Raw genomic sequence first — 21,968 nt, forward strand, 5'->3', positions numbered from 1 at the left:
ATCTCCTTGCCTCAATCAATACGCAAATAACAATTATTAAAAATCCATATTTTTGTTATCTACTATCTGTAAGTTTTAAGACTTATTATCATTCTCTAATACAAATAATTCTTTAAGTTCCTCATTGCTCATCTCTGATATCCAATTTTCATTTGTAGAAACTACACTCTCGGCAAGTGCCTGTTTACGTTCTAGCATTTCATCAATTTTTTCCTCGAGTGTTCCCATACATATGAATTTATGCACATGAACGTTCTTAACTTGCCCTATTCTAAAAGCTCTATCCGTTGCTTGATTTTCCACAGCAGGATTCCACCATCTATCAAAATGAAATACATGATTAGCTTTTGTTAAGTTTAGTCCAAGTCCACCAGCCTTTAGTGATAATATGAATATCATAGGCTCCGTGCTTTCATCTTGAAAAATATTAATTAACTCTTCTCTTTTTTTTCTGCTGATTCCGCCATGCAAAAATAATGTTCTTACTCCTAATTTTTCCTCAAGTTCTGCTTTTAATATGTGTCCCATTTCCGCAAATTGAGTAAATACAAGCGATCTATCCCCTTCTTCTATAACAACTTCTAACATTTCCAGAAGCCTTTCAAGTTTGCCAGATCGACCCTCAATCTCCCCATTATCCTTTAAAAACTGAACAGGATGATTACATATTTGTTTGAACTTTGTTAAGGAAGAAATAATAAGACCCCGACGCTGTATACCCTCTGAATTATCAATTTTGTTTAAACAATCAACTACTACCGCTTGATATAAAGTAGCCTGCTCCTTTGTTAATGATGCATATTCCTTAGACTCAATTTTATCCGGTAAATCTTTAATAATGTTTGTATCAGTTTTCAATCTCCGTAACACAAACGGAGCTATTATTTTTTTCAGTTTATTGCTTTTTTTAGGATCTCCATCCCGCTCTATAGGCACCGCAAATTCGTTTCTAAATGTTGACCAATTATATAAGTATCCTTTATTTAAAAAATCCATGATAGACCATAAATCTGAAAGTCTATTTTCAACTGGCGTTCCTGTTAGTGCAACCTTATATTCTGATTTAAGAGTTTTTATATATTGGGTTTGTTTTGAAGAACTATTTTTAATGTTTTGTGCTTCATCTAATATAATTCCTGCCCACTCTTCTTTTTGAAACAAAATTTTATCTCTTACTATCAGTGCATAGGTGGTAATAACAACATCATTTTTGTGTATCTCCTCACTAAAATGCTCATAACTCCATCTACTATTTCCATGATGAATTGCTGATTTAAGATTTGGTGCAAATTTTTCGATTTCCTTTTCCCAATTCCCAACAACAGACGTCGGGCATATTATCAAAGTAGGTTTATCAGTTAAACCCTTCTCTCGTTCATAAAGCAAAAGACATATACTTTGCACAGTTTTTCCAAGCCCCATATCATCAGCAAGGCATGCACCAATTCCATGAGTTCGTAAAAACGTTAACCATGAAAAACCTCTTTTTTGATATTCACGAAGAGTACCTCTAAATCCTAAAGGAATATCAACTTGTTCTATATTATTTAGATTAAATAATTTTTGAAAAAAATGTCCCACAGCTTCTTGATTATCAATATCTTCAACGCTAACTCCAGGAATTATTTCCTCCTCACTTAAGTTGAGCCTTAATAATTCTCCCACAGGTATTTTCCCATTTAAGCCTTTATTCATTTTCATTTTGGAAAGAGTTTTAATTTGATGTATATCAACCTGTACCCATTGACCTCTTAATTGGATAAATGGAACCTTTAAATTTGAAATTTTTTCAAATTCTTTCTCACTTATCTCATTACCATTTAATGCAAGCTTCCAATCATATTCAAGAATAGTATCCATATTAAATGTGCTCTTTACCGCTAAGTTAGTATTTGTAACATGGTTTTTATCTTTTAATTTAACAGAAAGCCTTGATGGTTTTTTCCACCAAGCTGGTGCTATAATTCCAAAGCCTTTTTCCTTTAAAAAATAAGCGGATTCTCTCAAAAAAGAATAAGCTTCTTCTGCGGATAACTTGCACTCTATAGGTACTGCATCATATAAACTTCTTTCAATAGGAATAAAAACTTTTGATGCAACAGCTAAATCTTCTAATAACCTTTCCTGTGGATTATTAAATTTTTTATTTAGATAAGTTATGGTGTCCACAGATTCTTCAAAAATCATCTTTGCTGGTAACATTAGGCTAGGATCATCCTTTGCTTGAAGCAAATACTCAAGTGTCCAATCCTCTTCTCTTCTTGGTGGAATAACTTTGAAACATGTTCTAAATTTGAAATTGCTATTTTTAATTTTTATAGGTTCTATCCATTTCTTATACTCATTTAGCATTTTAATTTGGTCGCTTGTATCAATGGGTATTTCTGGTAACTTAGAAAAAAGAGAAGACATCCAAGTATTACTTAAGCTATTAGACTCATGCTCTATATAATCATTATCTTTATTTATATCAGTGCAGCTTGATCTTACCATGCTGTCAATCATAGAATCCATGAAATTACTTACCAGTTTAGTACCATTTGTATATACAAATTCCTGATTTTCTAAATGAAAATATGATTTACATTCTGTAGGCATATTGCTACATAGAATCTTTTTTTTATCAATATAATAAGGGTCACTTGTATGCCACCTCCACTGAGAATTTACCTTTTTAAGTAACCTATCTATAGTTAGAGATGGCAAATATTTATGATTAATAATTAGTTCAGCCGTAAATTTGGATACTGTAATCCAAAACTTTAATTCACTTGATAACTCTATCTCCTTTGAGATGTTTGACTCTATATTTAAAATCATATCAAATGCATCTAAATTATTAAAAGTAATACCCCTAATTTCTCTCTTAAGGAGTTCTTTAGATTTATTATCATATTTATATTTTCCATGTTTTATATCTATTGCGTTGTTATTTATTTTGCTACACAATTCTATAACTGAAGACAATTCTTCAACCGAAGCCATCCCTTCATATAGTGGAAGTGCATTTTTAGGTTTCCTACCACGCCTTATGCATTTGGTCTCTCCACCCTCACCCCACAATATGAATGTATGTTTTCCTTCTTTAGTTTCAATCCATCCGCCATTTAATATCAATTTTACTTCACCCTCTAATAATGCTGTTAACATTTTACTACGTACTATACAGTTTACCATATTTAACTGAAAGATTTCACCTTTATATTGTGTTTTATTATTTTAAAATTCGACTTCTCTATAAAAATTTTATTAAATCATTTAAAAGTAAAGTTATTGACGTTTTGTTCGAAATATAAAATACATACAATTATTTATGAAAAGCATGTTTATATCTATTTGAAAGCGAGGGAAATTATGAATAATAATAACATACTATTAGAATCTGGAACTGGCGAGGTTGAAATATTAGAATTTATTATAAATAATAAAAATTATGCAATTAATATTATAAAAGTTAAAGAGGTAATACACTCAAATAACTTAACGAAACTCCCTGAATCTCATCCTGCCATAGCAGGTCTTACGCTTTATAGAGATAAGATAATAACCTTAATTGACTTAAAATATGTTTTAGAGAAACAACATAAAAATGAAATAGATACAACAATTATTCTTTGTGAATTTAACAAACTCAAGGTAGCCTTTAGCATTGATAGTATTGTTGGTGTTCATCGTATTAAATGGGAAGAAATAACTAAACCCGATGACATATCTACTAATTCACTTGTTATAGGAAATATAGTTTTAAGCAACAAAATAATATTATTGCTTGATTTCGAAAAAATAGTCACCGATATTAGTCCCGCAACTGGCATAAGTGAGGACAAAGTTGCAACCATAGCTTATAAAGATAGATCAAAAATTAAACTTGCTTTAGCTGATGATTCTCCTTTAATTAGAAAATTACTAAAGGATACTCTTCTAAAAGCTGGCTTTAATAATTTAAAAATTTTTAATGATGGTAAGCAAGCTTTAGATTATTTACTTACTCTAGTAGGCGAAAAAGGAATAGATTTTATGGAAGATGTTCACGTACTTATAACCGATATTGAAATGCCCCAAATGGATGGTCATACTTTGACAAGAAAAATTAAAGAACATAATATTCTTAGAAAATTGCCAGTTATTTTATTTTCTTCATTAATTACAAGTGATTTAAAACATAAAGGCGAAGCTGTTGGTGCGGATGCACAAATGAGCAAACCTGAAATTGCAGAACTTGTAACTTGCATTGATGGGTTTACTAATAATTATTATAAATAAAAAATATTGATAAAATAATAGAAGCTATTGAATGATTTCTACATTCAATAGCTTTTATTGCTATATAACTATATCTTCTATTTCATTTGTATAGTTATTTAGGCCTTCTTCAAAAAATTCAATAGTTCCCCTGTATATTGCTCTATTAAAATAATCATTATTATATAATTTAAAATCACTTGGAGAATACACTACAAGATTTTGCAGAATATATATAAGTTGTTTACCGTATAAATCCATGCAAGCCTTTGGGTTAACTCCTGGCCAAGCATTACAACTCACTACTGTTCTTTGATTAAGTGTACTCGAAATATTGGGCACAGTGTTATACTCCTTGTCACTCGGATAAATAACAATTTTATCAAGTGTTCCATGTGGTATACCTTCTATTGCTTTTACCTGAAAAGGGAAAATATCTGTTAAGTATGGATCTGATGTTAAATCTAAAATTACTGAATGTTTCTTTAAATACCCTAATAATTCATTGTTTACAATATACTGTGATGCGTCATTTCTAGTAGTTGCATCTACTAAAATGTCTGTTTTTTTCAATATATCTATCATATGCTTTTCATCATCAGTTACATTTCTAGGCAACATATTAACAAGCACCCCTCTAGTTTTCTCTAGAAGTATGACTTCACTTGCTTTGTTATTTCCATATTTGCCTGCCAGCCTTGCTGCTGTTAAACCAACTCGTCCCATCCCCATTATACTCACAATTATAGGTTTTTTCTCTTCAATACAAGTATTTTTATAACCTTTTGCAAGCTCAGTAAATGCTATATTAATTCCATTTCCTGAAGTTCCCTCATAATCTACAACTATTCGCTCTAGAAAGTCATTTCTAATAGAATCCATTGAAACAGCAAATATGCCTTTTTCTTTAAGCTTTTCTACTCTTGTAGCTCTAGTTGGATAATGAAGCATGCTAAGCAAAGTACTACCTGTACTCATATAACCAATTTGTTCAAACTCTGGTGACCTTAAAACTACAACTATATCTTTTTCATAAGCTTCTTTATTTGATACAAACTTTATTGTGTTGTTTTTTATTAAATAATCTTCTTTTGTATAACCTAACGCTGAGCCATATCCCTCTTCAAGAAATATTTGTACTTTTTCCTTTTTAAGAATGCTAAAAAAAGCCGGCAGAAAATCCCTTCTCTCATTTGTTTCTTTATGCATCCTTGGAAAACCTATAGTTTTCAATAATATCATCCTCCTTGTTTTTCGTGGCAATGATAATAACATTAATTATTATCTGTCCTCCTATTCCTTTGGGGTCTAAAAAAAAAGTATAAATTGGGAAATCATTAAATTTTCTATTTTTAAATTTCTTCATTTTGGAAATTAGATATAACACTAAAAGAATTTTGACATGTTTAAAGCATGAAAGTGTTTATGTTAAGTTGCATTATGAAGTATAATATGAATTATTACCAGCTTTTTGACAAGTAACAATTTGAATTGTATAATTAAGTTGTTGCTTACTATAACTTGATTATACAAGACATATTGTAAGTTTGCAATGTTATATTAGGGGGGATTGATAATATTTATGAATTATTTTTTAGATAAGTATCTTAAACAACTAAATTTTGGTTTTATTTTAACTATAGATTGCGAAGGCTACAACTTTGATAAAAACTTAAAAAACAATGTTTTAAACTTAGAAAAAATATTAAAATTGAATTCAGAAAACAATATATATACTCTTTTATTTATAACTCCATATTTTGCAGAAATGATGAAAAAGTTAGACTTAATAGAAAAAATTAAAAATAATTATAAGGTCATATTTGGCCTTCATATTCATCCAAATAATTTGCCAGAAGACATATTAAAACTTTGTCCATTTATAAAAAGTACTGAGGATCTATTATCGTCTTATTCTTATAATGAGCAAAAACTTATAATTACATTATGTTACCAATTTATTTTAAACCTAGGAATTCAGCCTATTCAAGCTTTTCGTGGTGGATATTTTTCAATTGATGATAACACAGAAAAAATATTAAAAGAATTTACTCCTATAAAGTATGAATCTCACAATATTTACAGACCTGAGTATAAAGTTCGTACGAAAATACTAACTTCACTGCCAGTTTATTCAGAAGATGAAAGTGAGGAGTTAAGACTGGAATACTTCAATATTAATAAACTTTCAGAAATGCTAAAAAAAGCAATTGCTAAAAAAAGAAAAGTGTTTGGAATAACTCATAGTTACTTATTAGACCCTTTAGATTTCCATTATAAACGTGATAACATCCAACCAAATATTCATGAAAGAATGAAGATTTTAATAGATATCATAAATAAAGATATATAATATATCAAAAAATTAGATTATTCTATGTAATTATATTTTTTCATTATAATTCCACTGGATTTCGGTTTTTTGATAATTTATTGAATTTGTATTTAAAAAGAATAAACATAAAAAATGCATCTATTCCCCATTGTAGTGCAGTAATCCACCATACCGCTGTAACTGGATACTTTAGCCTAATAATAAAATAATATGTTAATGGCAATCTGATAAACCAACTTGTAAAAAGAGAAATGAAAAACGGACTCTTAACATCTCCTATTCCTTTTAACGCGCCAGCAAATACTAATGATATACCTATAAATGGTTGCTCTAGTGCTCCAATGGCAAGACATCTTCCTGCTAAATAAGCAACCTTCTTTTCATTTTCATTCACAAAAAAATCCACCAAAATATTGGGCATAAATAAGAAAATCATTGCAAATATGCTCATCATAAATAAAGAATAAAAAGCGCAGTTATAAGTAACTCTTTGAGCTGTTTTGTAATCTTTTTTTCCTACATTAAATCCTATTAAAGTGATAACAGCTATACCAAATCCAATACTTGGCATAACTGAAATTCCTTCTATCATATTAGCTATTTCATCAGATGCAAATGCAACACTTCCAGAATGAATTATAATAGAAACGCATATTAATTTGCTTATACTAAAAGCTGCTTCTTCCATGGAGCAAGGAATAGCCAGGGATAATATCTTTTTTATATCTTTAAGAGAAATGAAAAATATAAAAAAAGGTTTGAACTTAATTTTTGACTTAAACACGGTATAATAAAAAGAAAAAGTAAATCCACATAAATATGCAATTGTAGAGGCTATAGCTGATCCATCTATTCCCCTTGGCTTAAACATAATCCCAAAAATTAATAAATAATTAAATATTATTTTAAAAGAAATTACAACTAAGGAACAAACAAATGGTATAAAAGTGTTTCCATATCCTGTTAAAATAGAATTTAAAAGCCTCATATTCATAGAAAAGAATATAGCTATAGAGTTTATTTTTATAAATGAATATCCTATTTCCAAAATTTCATCCCTAGCTCCAAGTATATATAAAAACTCTTTACCAAAGAAAAAAACTAAAATTGTAATAATTATACAAAAGCCAACACCTAAAATAAATCCTATCGATGCAAATTTTTCAGCAGTTTTATGCTGTTTTGCGCCCACTAATCTAGAAACTAGTGAAACAATACTTATACAAAATCCCCCTGAAATAAATACCCCTATAAAAGCATTTGTTAAGTTATTACTTAAACCCACAGCACTTACTGCTATATTCCCCCCATATCTCCCAATGATCATTAGATCGAAAATAGACATTAACGTATATATCGTTATCTCTGCAACTACTGGTAGCGAAATACATAGAACTTCATTGGTTGTATTCTTATTCAGCATACGTAAGCTACCTCCTAATAATTAATTTTCATTATTAAGTATATTAATTAAATCTATTTTAATGAACAATTTTTCAACCTATTAAATCCTACTGAGATATATCTATAAATAAAAATACAAAAAATAAGGATACCAACCTTGGCACCCTTATTTCTTGTATATTCTTATTCTAATTAAAAACGATCTTTTTTAAGCAGTTTTTCAAACTCCTCTGGTAATACAGGGGGACTATAATAAAATCCTTGAATTTGGTCACATTCATTTTCCTTTAAGAAATCAATTTGGTGTTTTGTCTCCGCTCCTTCAGCTATCACTTTGATCCCTAAACTTTTAGATAAATTTATAATTGTTTTTGCTATTGTACCATCATCATTTCCCGGATAATCTTTAACAAATTCTCTATCTATCTTTATCTTATCAAATTTAAATTTTCTTAAGTAACTTAAAGAAGAATAACCTGTACCAAAATCGTCCATTGCAAGTTTTACCCCAATTTTATCAATATTACCGAGCTGTTCCATTATATCAGGATCATTACCTAGAAGTAGCCCTTCAGTTACCTCTATTTCAAGTGATTCGCCTAATAAATCATACTTTTTTAATGTATCTTGTGTTATTTTAAAAACATCTACTTTCTTAAATTGCACCGGAGAAATATTTACTGCCATTAAAATAGGTTTAAGCTTATCTCTTCTCCACTTTTTATTTTGCCTTAAAGCTTCATCCAAAACCCATTCACCAATTGGCAAAATAAGCCCTGTTTTCTCCGCAATAGGAATAAATTTAACTGGTGATATATTTCCAAGTTCTGGACTTTTCCATCTTATTAAGGCCTCTGCTCCCACTATTTGCTCGGTGACCAAATCCACTTGAGGTTGATAAGTTAAATATAATTCACCATTATCTAATGCTCCTCTTAGTAAATGTTTCATTTTAATATCTTCTAGGTATCTCTCCTTAAGATCATCCTTGTAAAACTGCACGTTACTCTCGGCTTGCTCTGCTGCATATAGCTTTGCTAAATTAGCATTTTCGATTATTAACTCTACAGTATCTAAGTAATTATCAAAACTTGCAACTCCCATAGCTATTTGCACGTATATTTCCTGGTCATCAATTACAAAAGAATTTTTGAATCCATTTAAAATATTAGAAGAGAATTCTAAGACATTAGAAGAGAACTCTAATATATTATTTTCATTCTTATCATCTTCTAAAAGAATCATAAATTCATTTTTCCCTGGAGAACCTATTATAAAATTGTCCTTCATATGACTATTTATTATTTTTAACGAAGTTATTATTAAGCCATCCGCTTTTTTTAAACCCAATCCAGCTTTTACAATATCATAATTTGTAATTGTTAATGATACTAGACTATATTTATAATCATTACTATTAGAATTACTATTAATTTTTTCACTAATTAACTGTTTCATTAATGATAAATTAGGAAGTGATGTAAGTCTATCATAATTTTTCAATATATTAATACTTTTTTCTTTTTCCTTTAATAATGTCAAATCTTCAAAAATACCTACATATTGTATTTCCTTATCATTATCCCCTTTTATTTGGAGTATCTTCAGCCACTTAGGATAAAATTCTCCATTTTTCTTTCTGTCCCAGATCTCACCATGCCAATTCCCATAAATTTTTATAGTTTTCCACATGTTTTTATAAAAGTTAACGTCATGTTTTCCTGATTTAAAAGCAGAAGTCTTAACCCCTAAGATCTCAGTTTCTTTATACCCTGTAATATGTAAAAATGCTTTATTCACATATGTAATATGAGTTTCTGAATCTGTAACTAATATAGCTTCCTTGGAATTATCAAAAACATTGCTTGCTGCCTTTATTCTTTTTAATTCTTCTTGCCTTTTAGATAATATATAAGTAATTAAAGAAGAGCATAATAAGACAATTATTAAGAATATATAGCCTACTCCCAGAAAACCATTCGCTCTTAAGCTCTTTATAAAACTAAATTCCTCACTAGGATAGCTAATGATAGTTTTCCAATATGGATATCCAATACTTCGAGTAAAATTAGGGTCTTTTTTATCTCTAATATTGGATAGTGGGTAAATTGTATCATAATAATATATATCATTTTTATTTTCTAATTGTCCACGTTCATTGTGACGTGTTATATCCCACATATCTTTATTTTCACTTTTAAATGATAAAGCTTCTTTACCTTTATACATGAACCCCCAATTATTCTTTTCATCTATACTTCTTAGAAAAAATCCATCAGAATTTATTAATTCAATATTAAACTTATTAAGTTGTTTTACATTCTTATTAATTATGTCTAATACATTTTGACCTGAATAGTTAAAAATTAACACACCGGACTTTTCACCTTCACTACTTGATATTGGCAATCCAAATCGTATTGTAGGTTTAATAGGCTCCTCTATTTTTCCTTTTTCCACATTTAAATCGAATTTTGAAACATATATTTCATCTGGTTTTAAATTAGATGTACCCTTAAAATACTCCTCATTTTTTTTGTTTTTAAGTTGATTTTCTGAAGTTATATACACATTTCCCTCATTATAGTTTACCCTGGCTATCTCCATGCCTTTTATATCTATAAGTCTTAACTGATCATAAAATATTTTATTTTTACTAAATCTCATTAACATTTTATTTAGCTCAGTGAGATTCTTTTTTGTAGGATTATCAACATAATTATTTAGTTCAACTGAGTCCTTTATACCTTTCAAATCTGTAGTTACAGACGTAAAAATAGTCTGAATATTTAATTTAGTAATTTTACCTATGCTATTTTCTCTTTCCATAATTATTTGCTTATCTTTTTTTATTTTCCAATTATTAACTGTAAATAATGCTGATACTAAGATTATCATTAATGGTAAAAATATGACCACAAAATACTTTAATGATTTTGTTTTCTTGTACCAAACTTTATTTTTCTTTTTAATCATTTGACCCCCTCCTCAATGATTATTATACTACACTTTTATGAATATTATGCTATATTTACCATCAACGATGGCATAAATATATATTTGTAATTCCATACAAAAAAAATAACCCTATAGGATTAATCCTATAGGGTTATAAGTGAAATTTCTACTATCTTCTAAATCCATTATCATTTTGTTGTTTTCTTGCTCTTCTGCAATCAACACATCTTTGAGGTTCATTGTCGAACCCTTTTTCTTTATAAAATTCTTGCTCACCTTCAGTGAATACGAATTCTTTAGAACAATCTTTACAAACTAAAGTTTTATCTGCCATTTTAAACATTCCTCCTTTTTCAAATATTAAGATCTATCAACCGATTAACAATTATATTCTAAAAAGAGGATATGTTGTTATCTAGTTTAATCTCAGTAATAACCACTATATAGTAGCTAATATAAATTTATATTACCATAAATAGTGGTAAAAAACAATAAAATAATCATTTATGTATTGGATAAAATATTTATGTATTGGATAAAATATTTATATAAAGTTAATTATTCTAATATAAAGGATGTCAAATTTATGAATACAAATGATTATTCAAATATAAAACTAGTAAATTCATTAAATGAAAATGTTATTTTAATAAAAAATATCTTCAGTAATGATACAACACTTATATTTAGAGAGCTATCACTAGGAAAACTTGCTAACACTAAGTGTATGCTTATCTACATCGACGGAATGGCAAATAAGCCTACAATTAATGAAAATATTATAAAACCAATTTTAATAAGTGAAATATCTGATATAAATAGCAACATTATGGATGTTTTAATGCAAAAAGTGCTTTTAACAGGTGACAATCAAAAAACCTCCATTCTTGATGAAATTGTCAATGGAATTATATATGGGAAAAGCATGCTTTTTATAGATGGTTTTGCTGAAGCAATTTGTATAAATACAATTGGCTGGGAAACCAGGTCAATTTCAGAACCTCAATCAGAAACTATAGTTAGGGGGCCAAGAGAAGGTTTTACTGAATCCATGAATTTAAACCTTTCACTTATAAGACGTCGAGTTATTAATCCAAACTTAAAATTCGAATTTATGAGAATTGGTAAACAAACTAAAACTCAAATATGTGTATGTTATATAAAGGGCATAGCACAGGAACCTATACATGAAGAGCTAATGACGCGACTTAATAATATTGATATTGATGGTATTTTGGATTCTGGTTACATAGAAGAACTTATTAAGGATGCTCCCTATTCTCCTTTTAGGACTATTATAAATACAGAAAGACCAGATGTGGTAGTAGGTAAACTTCTAGAGGGAAGATTTGCGGTTATCTGCGATGGAAGTCCTGTTGTTTTAACTCTTCCAACTATCTTTATAGAGGCTTTTCAGAGCAACGAAGACTATTATGACAACTTTTTATTTTCATCCTTTGTTAGATTACTAAGATGGCTATGTTTTTTTATAGGTACTAGTATTTCAGCCATATATGTTGCACTTGTTACATTCCATCAAGAACTTATTCCTACTCCACTTCTTATAAGTATATACTCAGCAAGAAAAGGTGCTCCTTTTCCATCAATTGTAGAGACTATGGTTATGATGATAGTTTTTGAGATACTTAAAGAAGCAGGACTTAGAATGCCCAAATATATTGGTGGAGCTATTACTATAGTAGGTACCTTAGTTCTTGGTGATGCTGCTGTTAATGCAAGCCTAGTAAGTGCCCCTGTGGTAATAATTACTGCTATAACTGGAATTGCAAGTCTTATGCTCCCCCAAATTTTAGGAATAGTAGAAATACGAATAATTTTTTTATTATTATCTTCTTTTCTAGGTTTATATGGTTACATTTTTGGTGTAATGGGCTTAGTACTGCATATGATGTCTATTCGTTCCTTTGGTATACCTTATATGCTTAACGTCCCTTCTTTTTCCACTCAAGATATAAAAGATACGATAATTAGAGCCCCCTGGTGGGATATGTATTTAAGACCAAAAATGTTTTCTAAAAATAAAAAACGTATGAAAAAAAGATGAAGGAAGGTAAACAAATGAAAAAAAAAAATTAGTTGTGATATTTTTGATTTTAATTATCTGCCCCATTATATTATGCGGGTGCTGGAACTATAAGGAAATAGATCAATTAGCAATAGTTGCTGGTATAGCAATAGATAAAGATGTTGTAACAAATAAATATATACTTACAACTGAAATTGTAACCACACAATCTCAAGGTGTCTCTTCAATCATTAATTCTCAGCTTTTCACCTCTGAAGGTGACAGTATATTTAGTGCAGTAAGGAATGCCATAGAGATAACTGGTTTGAGGCTGTTTTGGAGTGATGCAAAATTGGTTATAATAAGTGAATCAATAGCAAAAGAAGGTGTTATTCCTGTACTTGATTGGACGAATAGATCCAACTTTGTTAGACCAGATATGTGGCTACTAATAGCAAACGGTAATAGTGCTGCTGAAATTTTAGAATATAAAATTAAGCTTAATGAAGTAACTTCCTTCCATCTTGATGATACCATGAATTCTTGGAAGGTTCTTTCTAAATTTCCTGGTTCAATGGTATGGTCATTTATAGATGGGTTATCATCTCCTGGAAACTCTCAAGCAGTAGCTACAGTTAAAAATGAGCAAAACGCTGGCATTATATCTCCTCTTATTGAAGGTTCTGCTATTTTTAAGGCTGATAAGCTTATCGGTTATCTAAATGGAGATGAAACTCTATATATGCTTTTGGCTGAGAATAAAATAAAACAAGGATTAATAGTTTTAAAAAATGTTTCAGGTTCAAATACCAATGTAACCTTAGAAATAAATGATAATAGAACAAAACTAACGCCCCTTTATAATAATGGAACCGTATCAATGATAATCGATATATATCCTGTTGTAAGTATACATGAAATTCAAGGAACTACAGATTTTATGACAGAAGAAAATATAAAAATAGTTCAAGATGAAACAGAAAAAAACATTAAATCTAATGTACAAGAGTTAATAAATAAATTCCAGAAAGATTACAATAGCGATGTTTTGGGTTTTGAAGATACCTTTAAGAAAGAAAAACCAAAAGTTAGTGAGAATCTAAAAAATAATGGAATAGATATTTTTACCAACATAAAAACTATAGTTAACGTCCATGCGCAAATAAAGGGCAGTAATAAAACAATGAAACCTATTATAATAGGGAAATAATTAAAGGAGAATTTATAGATGTTTTTATTTGTAATAATTTTATATGTCATAGTAATGATTTTTGAATCTGTTCCACTATTTAAAGAAAAAAATAGTGGAAAAATAATATTTTATTTTTCTCTTATTACTTTTTCAATGATAATAAGTGTTCTTCTAACTTTAGGAGTAGAGTTACCAAGTCCATCAGATGGAATAAAAAATATTGTAGTTGCAATATTTGGCAAAAACAATTAGTTTTTTAATTAATGTTTACAGTTACAGTAAATGGTGTGGGAGGTTTAAATGAAAAATGAAATTATCTCTGAAAGGCAAGGTGTAATACTTATTATACTTTACATAATTGGGAGTACTTTTTTAATAGGATCTGGAGGAGCTGCTAAACAAGATGCATGGATTGCAGTAATTATTGCTATTTCATGGTCTATACTATTATTAATTATGTACTCTAGAATTTTATCTTTATATCCTGGAAAAGATTTATTTGACATTATTGAAATTCTTATGGGAAAGTTTATAGGTAAAATAATAAGTATACTAATGATATGGTTCGCCTTTCATCTTGGAACCTTAGTTCTTAGAAACCTATCGGAATTCACTAATATTTTAGTGTTCGCCGATACGCCAGTAGTAGTACCTATGCTTTTTTTCACTCTACTGATTATATGGAGTATAAAAGAAGGTATAGAAGTTTTAGGAAGGTGGTCTGAATTTTTCATTTGGGTTGTGTTTATAATATCTTTATTTATAACTGTTTTATTAATTTCTGACATGAATATAAGTAGAATAAAACCAATATTAAACAATGGCGTCATGCCTCTTCTAAAAGGTGCTTTCTCAAGTTTTTCTTTTCCATTTGGTGAAGTCGTAGTTTTTACAATGGTATTTTCAAATATATCAAAAGTTAGAAATTTCAAAAAAACATTTCTATTAGGCCTACTCCTAGGAGGAGGAATTATATTTTTAGCAACATTAAGGAATCTTTTAGTATTAGGTAATGAAACCCTGTCTAGAATGTATTTTCCGACTGCCATGTCAACTACCATTATTAACCTAGGACCTATGATTCAAAGACTTGAAATTACAGTAGTTATTGCATACTTAGTCTGTGTATTTGTTAAAGCAAGCATATGTGCTTTTGCAGTTTGTAATGGAATTGTGAAAGTTTTTGGGCTTAATGATTACAAATTTATTGCAACCCCTGTATCTTTTTTGATGTTAAGTTTCTCTTTTATCATTTACAAAAGTACCATGGAAATGTCATTTTGGGCTTTCAATGTATACCCATATTATTCTTTTGTTTTTGAAGTTATAATACCTTTTGTTATTTTTATTTTGGCGGAGATTAAGAATAGGCACTTAACAAATAAAAATTTAATTAAATAATTTTTATAACATGAAGAAAGGACCACGCCAGTGTTCCTTTTTCTTTACTTACTATTAAAAAACATGAATTTTGGAAATTGTAGACGCATACAATTTATAACTCTTATTTTCTATACAAAAAAATTTTGATAATCTTTGTGTAAATTGATACAATATACTTTGAAAGGAAGTGTTATATATGTTGAAAGAATTTAAAGAATTTGCTCTTAAAGGAAATGTTTTAGATTTAGCAATTGCTGTGGTTATAGGTGCTGCATTTTCTAAAATAGTTACGGCCTTAGTTGAAAATCTTATAACGCCTTTACTTGGTATATTATTAGGTAGAATTAGTTTGAGTAGTCTAAAATATGACTTGCCGTCATCTATATCTGGCGGAGCAGCTGTATCAATTAAATATGGTTTATTTATTGACGCTATTATAAACTTTATAATAGTAGCATTTGCACTTTTTATATTTATAAAAGCTATAAACTCTGTTAAAAAGAAAAAAGTTGAAAAAGTTATCGCTTCTGTACCCTCAAATGAAGAAGTTTTATTAAGTGAAATTAGAGACTTACTACGAGAAAAACATTAAAATAAATTTTACAAGTAAAAATTCCACTTAGAACTTTTCTATATATAAAGGAGGTTTATCTTGAAAAAATTTTCATCTAAAACTCAAATAGTATTAATCTTACTTCTACCCTTAGGAATTATTTCCACTCAGTTATCTAGAATCTTTCCTAACTTTATTGAAAAATACTATTCCTCATTTTTTTATAAAATAATTGCAAATATTTTAAGTACAATTACCGGATTTTTACCCTTTTCTCTTGCTGAGCTTATAATTATATGTTTTTCATTTTTCATGTTATGGTACATTTTAAAAACATTTTTGAAGTTATGTAAATGTAGAAATAAAAGATTTGAGATTTTAAGAAATTTTTTTTTAAATATACTTGCTACATTCGGAGTAATATATTTTTCATTCCAGATTTTGTGGGGATTTAATTATCAAAGACTTACATTAGATAAAATATTTCAGTTAAATGTACGTCCATCATCTTCAAATGAGCTTGCTTTGCTTTGTGAAAGTCTTATAAATAATTCAAATTCTCTAAGAGTAAAAATAAAAGAAAACAAGTACGGAGTAATGGAACTGCCCTATAATAAAAAGTATATACTAAAAACCGCTCATCTTGGTTATGATAAAATTTCAAAACAATTTACGCAATTAAAAGGTAACTATGGGTCACCTAAGGCTATAGTTCTCTCAATTCCAATGAGTTATACGGGAATTACAGGTTTTTATTTTCCTTTTACTAATGAAGCAAATATTAATATGGCTCAACCCGATTCCGATCTTCCATTTACTGCTGCCCACGAAATGGCTCATCAAAGAGGGTTTGCCAAGGAAGACGAAGCAAACTATATAGCATATATAGTCTGTATAAATCATCCTGATATCAACTTTCAATATTCTGGAATACTTGCGGCATTATCTTATTCATTTAATGCATTACAAAAAATTGATCCTAGAAAATATAAAGATTTGCTTTTGACATGTAGCCCCGCTGTACTTAGTGACTTTAAGTACGACCAAGAATTTTGGGAGTTGTATTCTGGTCCCGTAGAAAAAATAAACGACAAAATTAATGACACATATCTTAAATCTCAAAATCAACAATCTGGAACAAAAAGCTATGGTGCAATGGTGGACTTACTTCTCGCTGCTTACAGAAAAAAGTGATTCCTTAAATAACCCACCTATAAATAGACGTGGTATTTAAGGAATCATTTACTTGATTCCTTAATAGATTTTATAAATTCCTTAATAATACCTTGCTCAATATTTTCCGAACCTACTATGGGGTTTATAAGTTCTGTTTTATCTACCAAATTCATAACATCACTTTCTCTTCTATTCCCATTCAAAATATAAATACATGCTAAAATTACAACTATAATATATAAAAAGCCATTATTACTATTTATAATTCTACCTTTATTTTTAATTTTATTTGTAACTTTAGTTTTAACTTTTTTATAAATATTTGTGCTTATAATATAGTCACCTAAAATCATTTTTTTTTCTTTTTTTTCTTTTTTTATTACTTCTAAAATTTCATTTTTTAATGTCTCAACTGAAGTATATCGATCTTTAACATCTATTTTAACACACTTCTGCATTATTATTTTTAGATCATTATTGAAATTTGCTTCATAACTTTCATCCAAAAGGGGTTCAACACCAGTTAAAGGAGACCTTCCTTTAACCATAAAATACAGTAACATCCCAATCCCATATATATCTGTTTGCTTGCAGCATTTGCCCACCCCATATTGTTCTGGAGCTGCATATCCATTTGAACCTGCACATAGCGTATCTTGAGACCTGTCATTCTTATAAATCTTTGAAATTCCAAAATCAATTAAAACGACTTTTTCATTGGTCGTTATCATTATATTAGATGGTTTTATATCCCTATATATGATAGATGGATTTAGATTATGTAAATAATCTACAATATTACATAAATCACATGTAATATTGCAAATTTTTTCTATTTGCATTTTACCATTTACCTTAACATACTCCTTAAGCGTTTGACCCTCTACATAGTCTTGAACCATATAAAAATTATTATTCGCATAGAATGTATAAACTATTCTCCGGATACCTGGATGGTTTAGATCCTTTAAAATGTTTGCTTCTGTGAAAGTATCTATATTTTTTGTATCTTGTTTTACTTCTTTAATTGCCCAAAGGTTCCCAAGTCTTTTATTTTTACATAAGTAAACTACGCCCATTCCACCCTTGCCTAAAATTCTAATTACCTCATATTTTTTATCTAATACATCTCCACTAATTAGCATAATTCACCTCTTGTATAAATGTCTCATAGCTTGTCCATCTGATATTTTATATTATTCTACATTTGTTAATAATATATCAGCAAATGAGAATATAAATCCAAGATGATTATACCAAATTTTCTTTGCATTTGCTAGTTGTTTAAATTAAACATTACAAAAATATTACAAAATGATTAGCATTAAAATCTTTATAAAATTCATAGTATTTTTACAATATAGTTAATAAATAGTTAATAATGTTTACTATTTCTTGTAAATAAAAAAATTTCTTTATTTTAAGTACTATTATTAACATTCTGAATATAATAATACAATAAAGCGATTTGATGGACATTACTCACAATGCTTTATATAATAATTTAATATAATTTTATAAGGAGGATATTTTATGTTTATATCACCACCTAACAATTTTGATCAATCCTCAAAGTGGAATACTAATCCTATCTTTTCAGAACCTCCAATGACACCTATGCCAAGATTTGGTATGAATGATGATGAAAGACAAAATCCTATGTCCACCCCACCTGTTGCTAAACCTGGAAGCTCTGCTACTAGCCCAGACTATGAAATTGCACCTACCTCGCCTATAGTAAATAATCCACTCTATAATCAAGGCTGGTTGCAATCTCAAATAGGTAAATATGTAAAAGTAGATTTCTTACTTGGAACTAGCACTTTCCAAGATAGACAAGGCACTTTACAAGAGGTTGGAATTAGTTTTATTGTCCTTAAAGAAAGTAGTACAAATAATTTAATAATGTGTGATATATACTCTATTAAATTTGTGACAGTTTACAGTAATCAAAATATATGTGCTATGTAACATAAATTATTAATATAATTTTCTACATGTAGCCATACTGGTTTCATCTATGATAAAAGCTATAACCCGATTTTTTTATAAAAAAGGTACACATTCCTATAAATATATTTTATAGGAATGTGTACCTTTTAAGTCTGCTCCATTATCTTTCAATTTCTTGTTATTTTATTTTACTTTTTCTACTTCACCATATTTTACTCCAAATGTGTCCACAGTAACTTTTTTCATCTTTTGATCTTTTATAGGTTTGTCATTATCACCAGTCTTTACAGAAACTATTTTATCTACTGCTGCCATGCCTTCTGTAACCTTACCAAACGTAGCATATTGACCATCTAAATCGCTTCTATCTTTAACCATTATAAAAAATTGTGAGCCTCCTGTGTTAGGCTCACTACTTCTAGCCATGGAGATTACTCCCCTCTCATGTTTTAAAGCATTCTTAAACCCATTTCCGCTAAACTCACCACTAATTTCATAACCGGGTCCACCAGTGCCTGTTCCTTCTGGGTCCCCACCTTGCACCATAAAACCTGGTATTACTCTATGAAAAATTAATCCATTATAAAAACCACTCTGAACTAGTGAAACAAAGTTTCTAACTGTATTAGGCGCGATTTCGGGATATAATTCTATCTTTATAATTGAGTTATCTTCCATTACTATAGTGACCATTGGATTTTTGTCATTAGCTCCTTTTTCTGTTGCTTTAGTAGCACTACCAACCTTATTACCACACCCTCCTACAAAAATTACAAAAATTAAAGTAAATAACACCATTGTTTTTTTCATAAACTTTATCTTTTTCATTTTCAAAATGCTCCCTTTTATCTCGCATAGCATTAACACTACACGCTAGATTTAATTAATTCCATATTTCCTTCAAGTATATACTCTATTCCGTTTGCTATATAAATTGTTTCTTCATTTTTTAATTCTATTGTGTTTTTATTAGCTCTTATAACCCCCTCCCCACATATTACCGTATAGCTATGAAAACTCTCATTAACCTTGTCTGCATAACTATTGTGAACAATAACTTTCTCCACTTTGAAATAAGGTGTCTCTAATTTATCAAATTTATCAATTTTGCCACCTTTATTCTTCCCTTCATAATCTATCACGTCTAATGATTTTTCAATATGCACTTCACGTCCTCGTCCCCAGTCATGAAGTCTATAAGTGATATTGCTATTTTGTTGTACCTCAATAAGCTTTACCCCTGATTCTATAGCATGTACAGTACCCGCTGGTATATAGATGAAATCTCCTCTTTTAATATTAATTCTATCCAAATAATCTTCTAACTTGCCTTCTTGTATAATTTTCCTTAACTTCTCTTTATTTAGGCCTTTCTTTATTCCAGATACTAAAGTTGCACCTTCTTTTGCTTCTAATATATACCAACACTCTGTTTTCCCATTTGAGTTTTCAACCCTTTTGGCATAATCATCATTTGGATGTACTTGTACTGATAATGTATCCTCTGCTTTTATAATTTTATTTAATATAGGAAAATTACTGCCACATCCTAAAATTTCAGATAATTCTTTTCCTTTATAAATTCCTTCTTCGATTGTAGATTTTCCATCTTCATGGCATGAAAGTACCCATTTCTCCCACCCCCATATTTTTTCACTTAAATATGGTTTTAATTTTAAAATTAATTTTCTAGACATTATAATTCCTCCAATAACTCTTAATTACTTTTTTCCATATTTATTGTAATCGCTTTTGCCTCTTCTTTAGTACTACTAGGACCACAAATATTAAATTTGCCATTATATTTACTGTCTATTTCATCCAACCTTATAAGTATTTCATCGAAGTTATTTGATATATTAACTGTTCCAACAACTTCATATTGGCCTGTCTTACTATCTTTGGTTTCTATGAAATTACTATATCCCATAGTTTTAAAAATATTGTTTTTAGCCCATATTCTATTTGCAATAACTGGTTTTTTAATACCATCAACCTCAATGCTTCCAGTAAATATATAATTTAATGATAATTTCTTTTTTAACTCTCCCACAAGTTTAACTTCTGTTGTTTTTTCAACTCCGCCATTCTCAGCATACATATATCCACTATAATTTCTTTCAATATTTATGGGTCTAAAATATACAATAGCTATCAAAACTATTCCTATAATTGCAATTACTATTGATGCTTTTAAGGATGTCCTATCCATGTTTATCACCTCGAATTTTAATCTTTTAATAACATTTAGTATACATAATATTATAAACTAAATTATCTTATTATGCATTACAAAAAAATAAAGTAGTGTAGACAGTAAAAAACAGTATGTCATGAATATTTTAGTTATATTTAAAAGGCATTATACTCTGAATGTTGGAGAAACTAATATAAACAAAAATAAATTAAGCAGTTTATTAAAATTTAGAAAGGTGGCAATATCTATGGCGAGAAAAGATTCAAAAAATTATAATTACACTACTCAGGAGCAAATTATAATCAAGAAAAATGATGATGCTAGATTACCTAAAAAACTTGGTAGCGATGAAAAAATCCAAGCTGCTTCAGAAGGAAGTAAAATAGAATGATTTTACTTGACACTATGAAGGGGCTGTCTCAAAATAGAAAGTGATTTCTACAGCGAGATGGCTCTTTTTTTCTTTTCCAAATACAAAAGTGGGTCCCGAGGGATCCACTTTTGATGTATAATTTAAATATGATAAATAAAGAAATTACACAAAAGAAT

19 protein-coding genes are annotated in these 21,968 nt (G+C 29.0%); 10 read left to right on the forward strand and 9 right to left on the reverse strand.

Going from position 1 to position 21,968, the window contains the following annotated elements:
* Positions 1-75: 75 nt before the first annotated feature.
* Positions 76-3,150: a DEAD/DEAH box helicase gene (locus VIM70_RS12630; protein ID WP_331946120.1), complete on the reverse strand. Its 3,075-nt coding sequence runs from the start codon at positions 3,148-3,150 to the stop codon at positions 76-78.
* Between the two features lie 204 nt (positions 3,151-3,354).
* Between VIM70_RS12630 and VIM70_RS12635 the strand changes: the two genes are divergently transcribed.
* Complete coding sequence (locus tag VIM70_RS12635) at positions 3,355-4,263, forward strand: chemotaxis protein (RefSeq protein ID WP_331946121.1); 909 nt, start codon at positions 3,355-3,357, stop codon at positions 4,261-4,263.
* A gap of 60 nt (positions 4,264-4,323) precedes the next feature.
* On the opposite strand, the gene VIM70_RS12640 is transcribed toward VIM70_RS12635, so the two are convergent.
* Entirely contained in the window at positions 4,324-5,475 is a 1,152-nt protein-coding gene (locus VIM70_RS12640) for an alanine dehydrogenase (protein WP_331946122.1), read from the reverse strand.
* Positions 5,476-5,824: 349 nt separating this feature from the next.
* Between VIM70_RS12640 and VIM70_RS12645 the strand changes: the two genes are divergently transcribed.
* The gene (locus VIM70_RS12645) at positions 5,825-6,595 is read left to right on the forward strand and encodes a hypothetical protein (RefSeq protein ID WP_331946123.1); all 771 of its coding nucleotides are present in this window, start codon (positions 5,825-5,827) and stop codon (positions 6,593-6,595) included.
* Between the two features lie 43 nt (positions 6,596-6,638).
* Here VIM70_RS12645 and VIM70_RS12650 read toward each other — a convergent pair whose 3' ends face one another.
* The 3 genes from VIM70_RS12650 to VIM70_RS12660 all read right to left on the reverse strand — a co-directional run bounded on the left by VIM70_RS12650 (position 6,639) and on the right by VIM70_RS12660 (position 11,273).
* Positions 6,639-8,000: an MATE family efflux transporter gene (locus VIM70_RS12650; RefSeq protein ID WP_331946124.1), complete on the reverse strand. Its 1,362-nt coding sequence runs from the start codon at positions 7,998-8,000 to the stop codon at positions 6,639-6,641.
* A 173-nt stretch (positions 8,001-8,173) separates the two neighbouring features.
* Positions 8,174-10,957 (reverse strand): bifunctional diguanylate cyclase/phosphodiesterase, encoded by a 2,784-nt coding sequence (locus tag VIM70_RS12655; protein ID WP_331946125.1) that lies wholly within the window; start codon positions 10,955-10,957, stop codon positions 8,174-8,176.
* A gap of 151 nt (positions 10,958-11,108) precedes the next feature.
* Positions 11,109-11,273: a zinc-ribbon domain-containing protein gene (locus VIM70_RS12660; RefSeq protein ID WP_331946126.1), complete on the reverse strand. Its 165-nt coding sequence runs from the start codon at positions 11,271-11,273 to the stop codon at positions 11,109-11,111.
* 252 nt (positions 11,274-11,525) lie between these two features.
* Between VIM70_RS12660 and VIM70_RS12665 the strand changes: the two genes are divergently transcribed.
* From VIM70_RS12665 to VIM70_RS12690, 6 genes are all read left to right on the forward strand, one after another.
* Positions 11,526-13,004 (forward strand): spore germination protein, encoded by a 1,479-nt coding sequence (locus VIM70_RS12665; protein ID WP_331946127.1) that lies wholly within the window; start codon positions 11,526-11,528, stop codon positions 13,002-13,004.
* 43 nt (positions 13,005-13,047) lie between these two features.
* The gene (locus VIM70_RS12670; RefSeq protein WP_331946128.1) at positions 13,048-14,175 is read left to right on the forward strand and encodes a Ger(x)C family spore germination protein; all 1,128 of its coding nucleotides are present in this window, start codon (positions 13,048-13,050) and stop codon (positions 14,173-14,175) included.
* An 18-nt stretch (positions 14,176-14,193) separates the two neighbouring features.
* On the forward strand, positions 14,194-14,409 hold the full coding sequence (locus VIM70_RS12675; RefSeq protein ID WP_331946129.1) for a hypothetical protein: 216 nt from the start codon (positions 14,194-14,196) through the stop codon (positions 14,407-14,409).
* Between the two features lie 48 nt (positions 14,410-14,457).
* Positions 14,458-15,558, forward strand: a complete 1,101-nt coding sequence (locus VIM70_RS12680; protein ID WP_331946130.1) for an endospore germination permease — start codon at positions 14,458-14,460, stop codon at positions 15,556-15,558.
* A 178-nt stretch (positions 15,559-15,736) separates the two neighbouring features.
* Entirely contained in the window at positions 15,737-16,132 is a 396-nt protein-coding gene (gene mscL, locus VIM70_RS12685) for a large-conductance mechanosensitive channel protein MscL (protein WP_333783846.1), read from the forward strand.
* A gap of 60 nt (positions 16,133-16,192) precedes the next feature.
* Positions 16,193-17,287, forward strand: a complete 1,095-nt coding sequence (locus VIM70_RS12690; RefSeq protein ID WP_331946132.1) for a DUF3810 domain-containing protein — start codon at positions 16,193-16,195, stop codon at positions 17,285-17,287.
* Between the two features lie 44 nt (positions 17,288-17,331).
* Here VIM70_RS12690 and VIM70_RS12695 read toward each other — a convergent pair whose 3' ends face one another.
* Positions 17,332-18,414 (reverse strand): serine/threonine-protein kinase, encoded by a 1,083-nt coding sequence (locus tag VIM70_RS12695; protein WP_331946133.1) that lies wholly within the window; start codon positions 18,412-18,414, stop codon positions 17,332-17,334.
* Between the two features lie 388 nt (positions 18,415-18,802).
* On the opposite strand from VIM70_RS12695, the gene VIM70_RS12700 reads away from it, so the two are divergent.
* Positions 18,803-19,240, forward strand: a complete 438-nt coding sequence (locus VIM70_RS12700; RefSeq protein ID WP_331946134.1) for a hypothetical protein — start codon at positions 18,803-18,805, stop codon at positions 19,238-19,240.
* A 165-nt stretch (positions 19,241-19,405) separates the two neighbouring features.
* Here VIM70_RS12700 and VIM70_RS12705 read toward each other — a convergent pair whose 3' ends face one another.
* The 3 genes from VIM70_RS12705 to VIM70_RS12715 all read right to left on the reverse strand — a co-directional run bounded on the left by VIM70_RS12705 (position 19,406) and on the right by VIM70_RS12715 (position 21,434).
* Positions 19,406-19,915 carry a peptidylprolyl isomerase gene (locus tag VIM70_RS12705; RefSeq protein WP_331946139.1) on the reverse strand — a complete coding sequence of 170 codons (510 nt, stop codon included), beginning with the start codon at positions 19,913-19,915 and terminating at the stop codon, positions 19,406-19,408.
* 173 nt (positions 19,916-20,088) lie between these two features.
* Positions 20,089-20,919, reverse strand: a complete 831-nt coding sequence (locus tag VIM70_RS12710; RefSeq protein ID WP_331946135.1) for a type I phosphomannose isomerase catalytic subunit — start codon at positions 20,917-20,919, stop codon at positions 20,089-20,091.
* 20 nt (positions 20,920-20,939) lie between these two features.
* Positions 20,940-21,434 (reverse strand): hypothetical protein, encoded by a 495-nt coding sequence (locus VIM70_RS12715; protein ID WP_331946136.1) that lies wholly within the window; start codon positions 21,432-21,434, stop codon positions 20,940-20,942.
* A gap of 232 nt (positions 21,435-21,666) precedes the next feature.
* Here VIM70_RS12715 and VIM70_RS12720 point away from each other — a divergent pair, with 232 nt between their 5' ends.
* Complete coding sequence (locus VIM70_RS12720) at positions 21,667-21,810, forward strand: hypothetical protein (RefSeq protein WP_331946137.1); 144 nt, start codon at positions 21,667-21,669, stop codon at positions 21,808-21,810.
* The last annotated feature ends 158 nt before the right edge of the window (positions 21,811-21,968 follow it).

This window comes from Clostridium sp. (assembly GCF_036569345.1).
In the GTDB taxonomy this organism is placed as follows: domain Bacteria; phylum Bacillota; class Clostridia; order Clostridiales; family Clostridiaceae; genus Clostridium_AD.

Excerpts from the sequence above, each read along its gene's own strand:
- mscL (WP_333783846.1), top strand. The coding sequence starts at position 15,737 with ATGTTGAAAGAATTTAAAGAATTTGCTCTTAAAGGAAATGTTTTAGAT.
- VIM70_RS12650 (WP_331946124.1), bottom strand. The coding sequence starts at position 8,000 with ATGCTGAATAAGAATACAACCAATGAAGTTCTATGTATTTCGCTACCA.
- VIM70_RS12715 (WP_331946136.1), bottom strand. The coding sequence starts at position 21,434 with ATGGATAGGACATCCTTAAAAGCATCAATAGTAATTGCAATTATAGGA.
- VIM70_RS12655 (WP_331946125.1), bottom strand. The coding sequence starts at position 10,957 with ATGATTAAAAAGAAAAATAAAGTTTGGTACAAGAAAACAAAATCATTA.
- VIM70_RS12700 (WP_331946134.1), top strand. The coding sequence starts at position 18,803 with ATGTTTATATCACCACCTAACAATTTTGATCAATCCTCAAAGTGGAAT.
- VIM70_RS12680 (WP_331946130.1), top strand. The coding sequence starts at position 14,458 with ATGAAAAATGAAATTATCTCTGAAAGGCAAGGTGTAATACTTATTATA.
- VIM70_RS12635 (WP_331946121.1), top strand. The coding sequence starts at position 3,355 with ATGAATAATAATAACATACTATTAGAATCTGGAACTGGCGAGGTTGAA.
- VIM70_RS12710 (WP_331946135.1), bottom strand. The coding sequence starts at position 20,919 with ATGTCTAGAAAATTAATTTTAAAATTAAAACCATATTTAAGTGAAAAA.
- VIM70_RS12705 (WP_331946139.1), bottom strand. The coding sequence starts at position 19,915 with ATGGTCACTATAGTAATGGAAGATAACTCAATTATAAAGATAGAATTA.
- VIM70_RS12630 (WP_331946120.1), bottom strand. The coding sequence starts at position 3,150 with ATGTTAACAGCATTATTAGAGGGTGAAGTAAAATTGATATTAAATGGC.
- VIM70_RS12645 (WP_331946123.1), top strand. The coding sequence starts at position 5,825 with ATGAATTATTTTTTAGATAAGTATCTTAAACAACTAAATTTTGGTTTT.
- VIM70_RS12720 (WP_331946137.1), top strand. The coding sequence starts at position 21,667 with ATGGCGAGAAAAGATTCAAAAAATTATAATTACACTACTCAGGAGCAA.
- VIM70_RS12665 (WP_331946127.1), top strand. The coding sequence starts at position 11,526 with ATGAATACAAATGATTATTCAAATATAAAACTAGTAAATTCATTAAAT.
- VIM70_RS12675 (WP_331946129.1), top strand. The coding sequence starts at position 14,194 with ATGTTTTTATTTGTAATAATTTTATATGTCATAGTAATGATTTTTGAA.
- VIM70_RS12660 (WP_331946126.1), bottom strand. The coding sequence starts at position 11,273 with ATGGCAGATAAAACTTTAGTTTGTAAAGATTGTTCTAAAGAATTCGTA.
- VIM70_RS12695 (WP_331946133.1), bottom strand. The coding sequence starts at position 18,414 with ATGCTAATTAGTGGAGATGTATTAGATAAAAAATATGAGGTAATTAGA.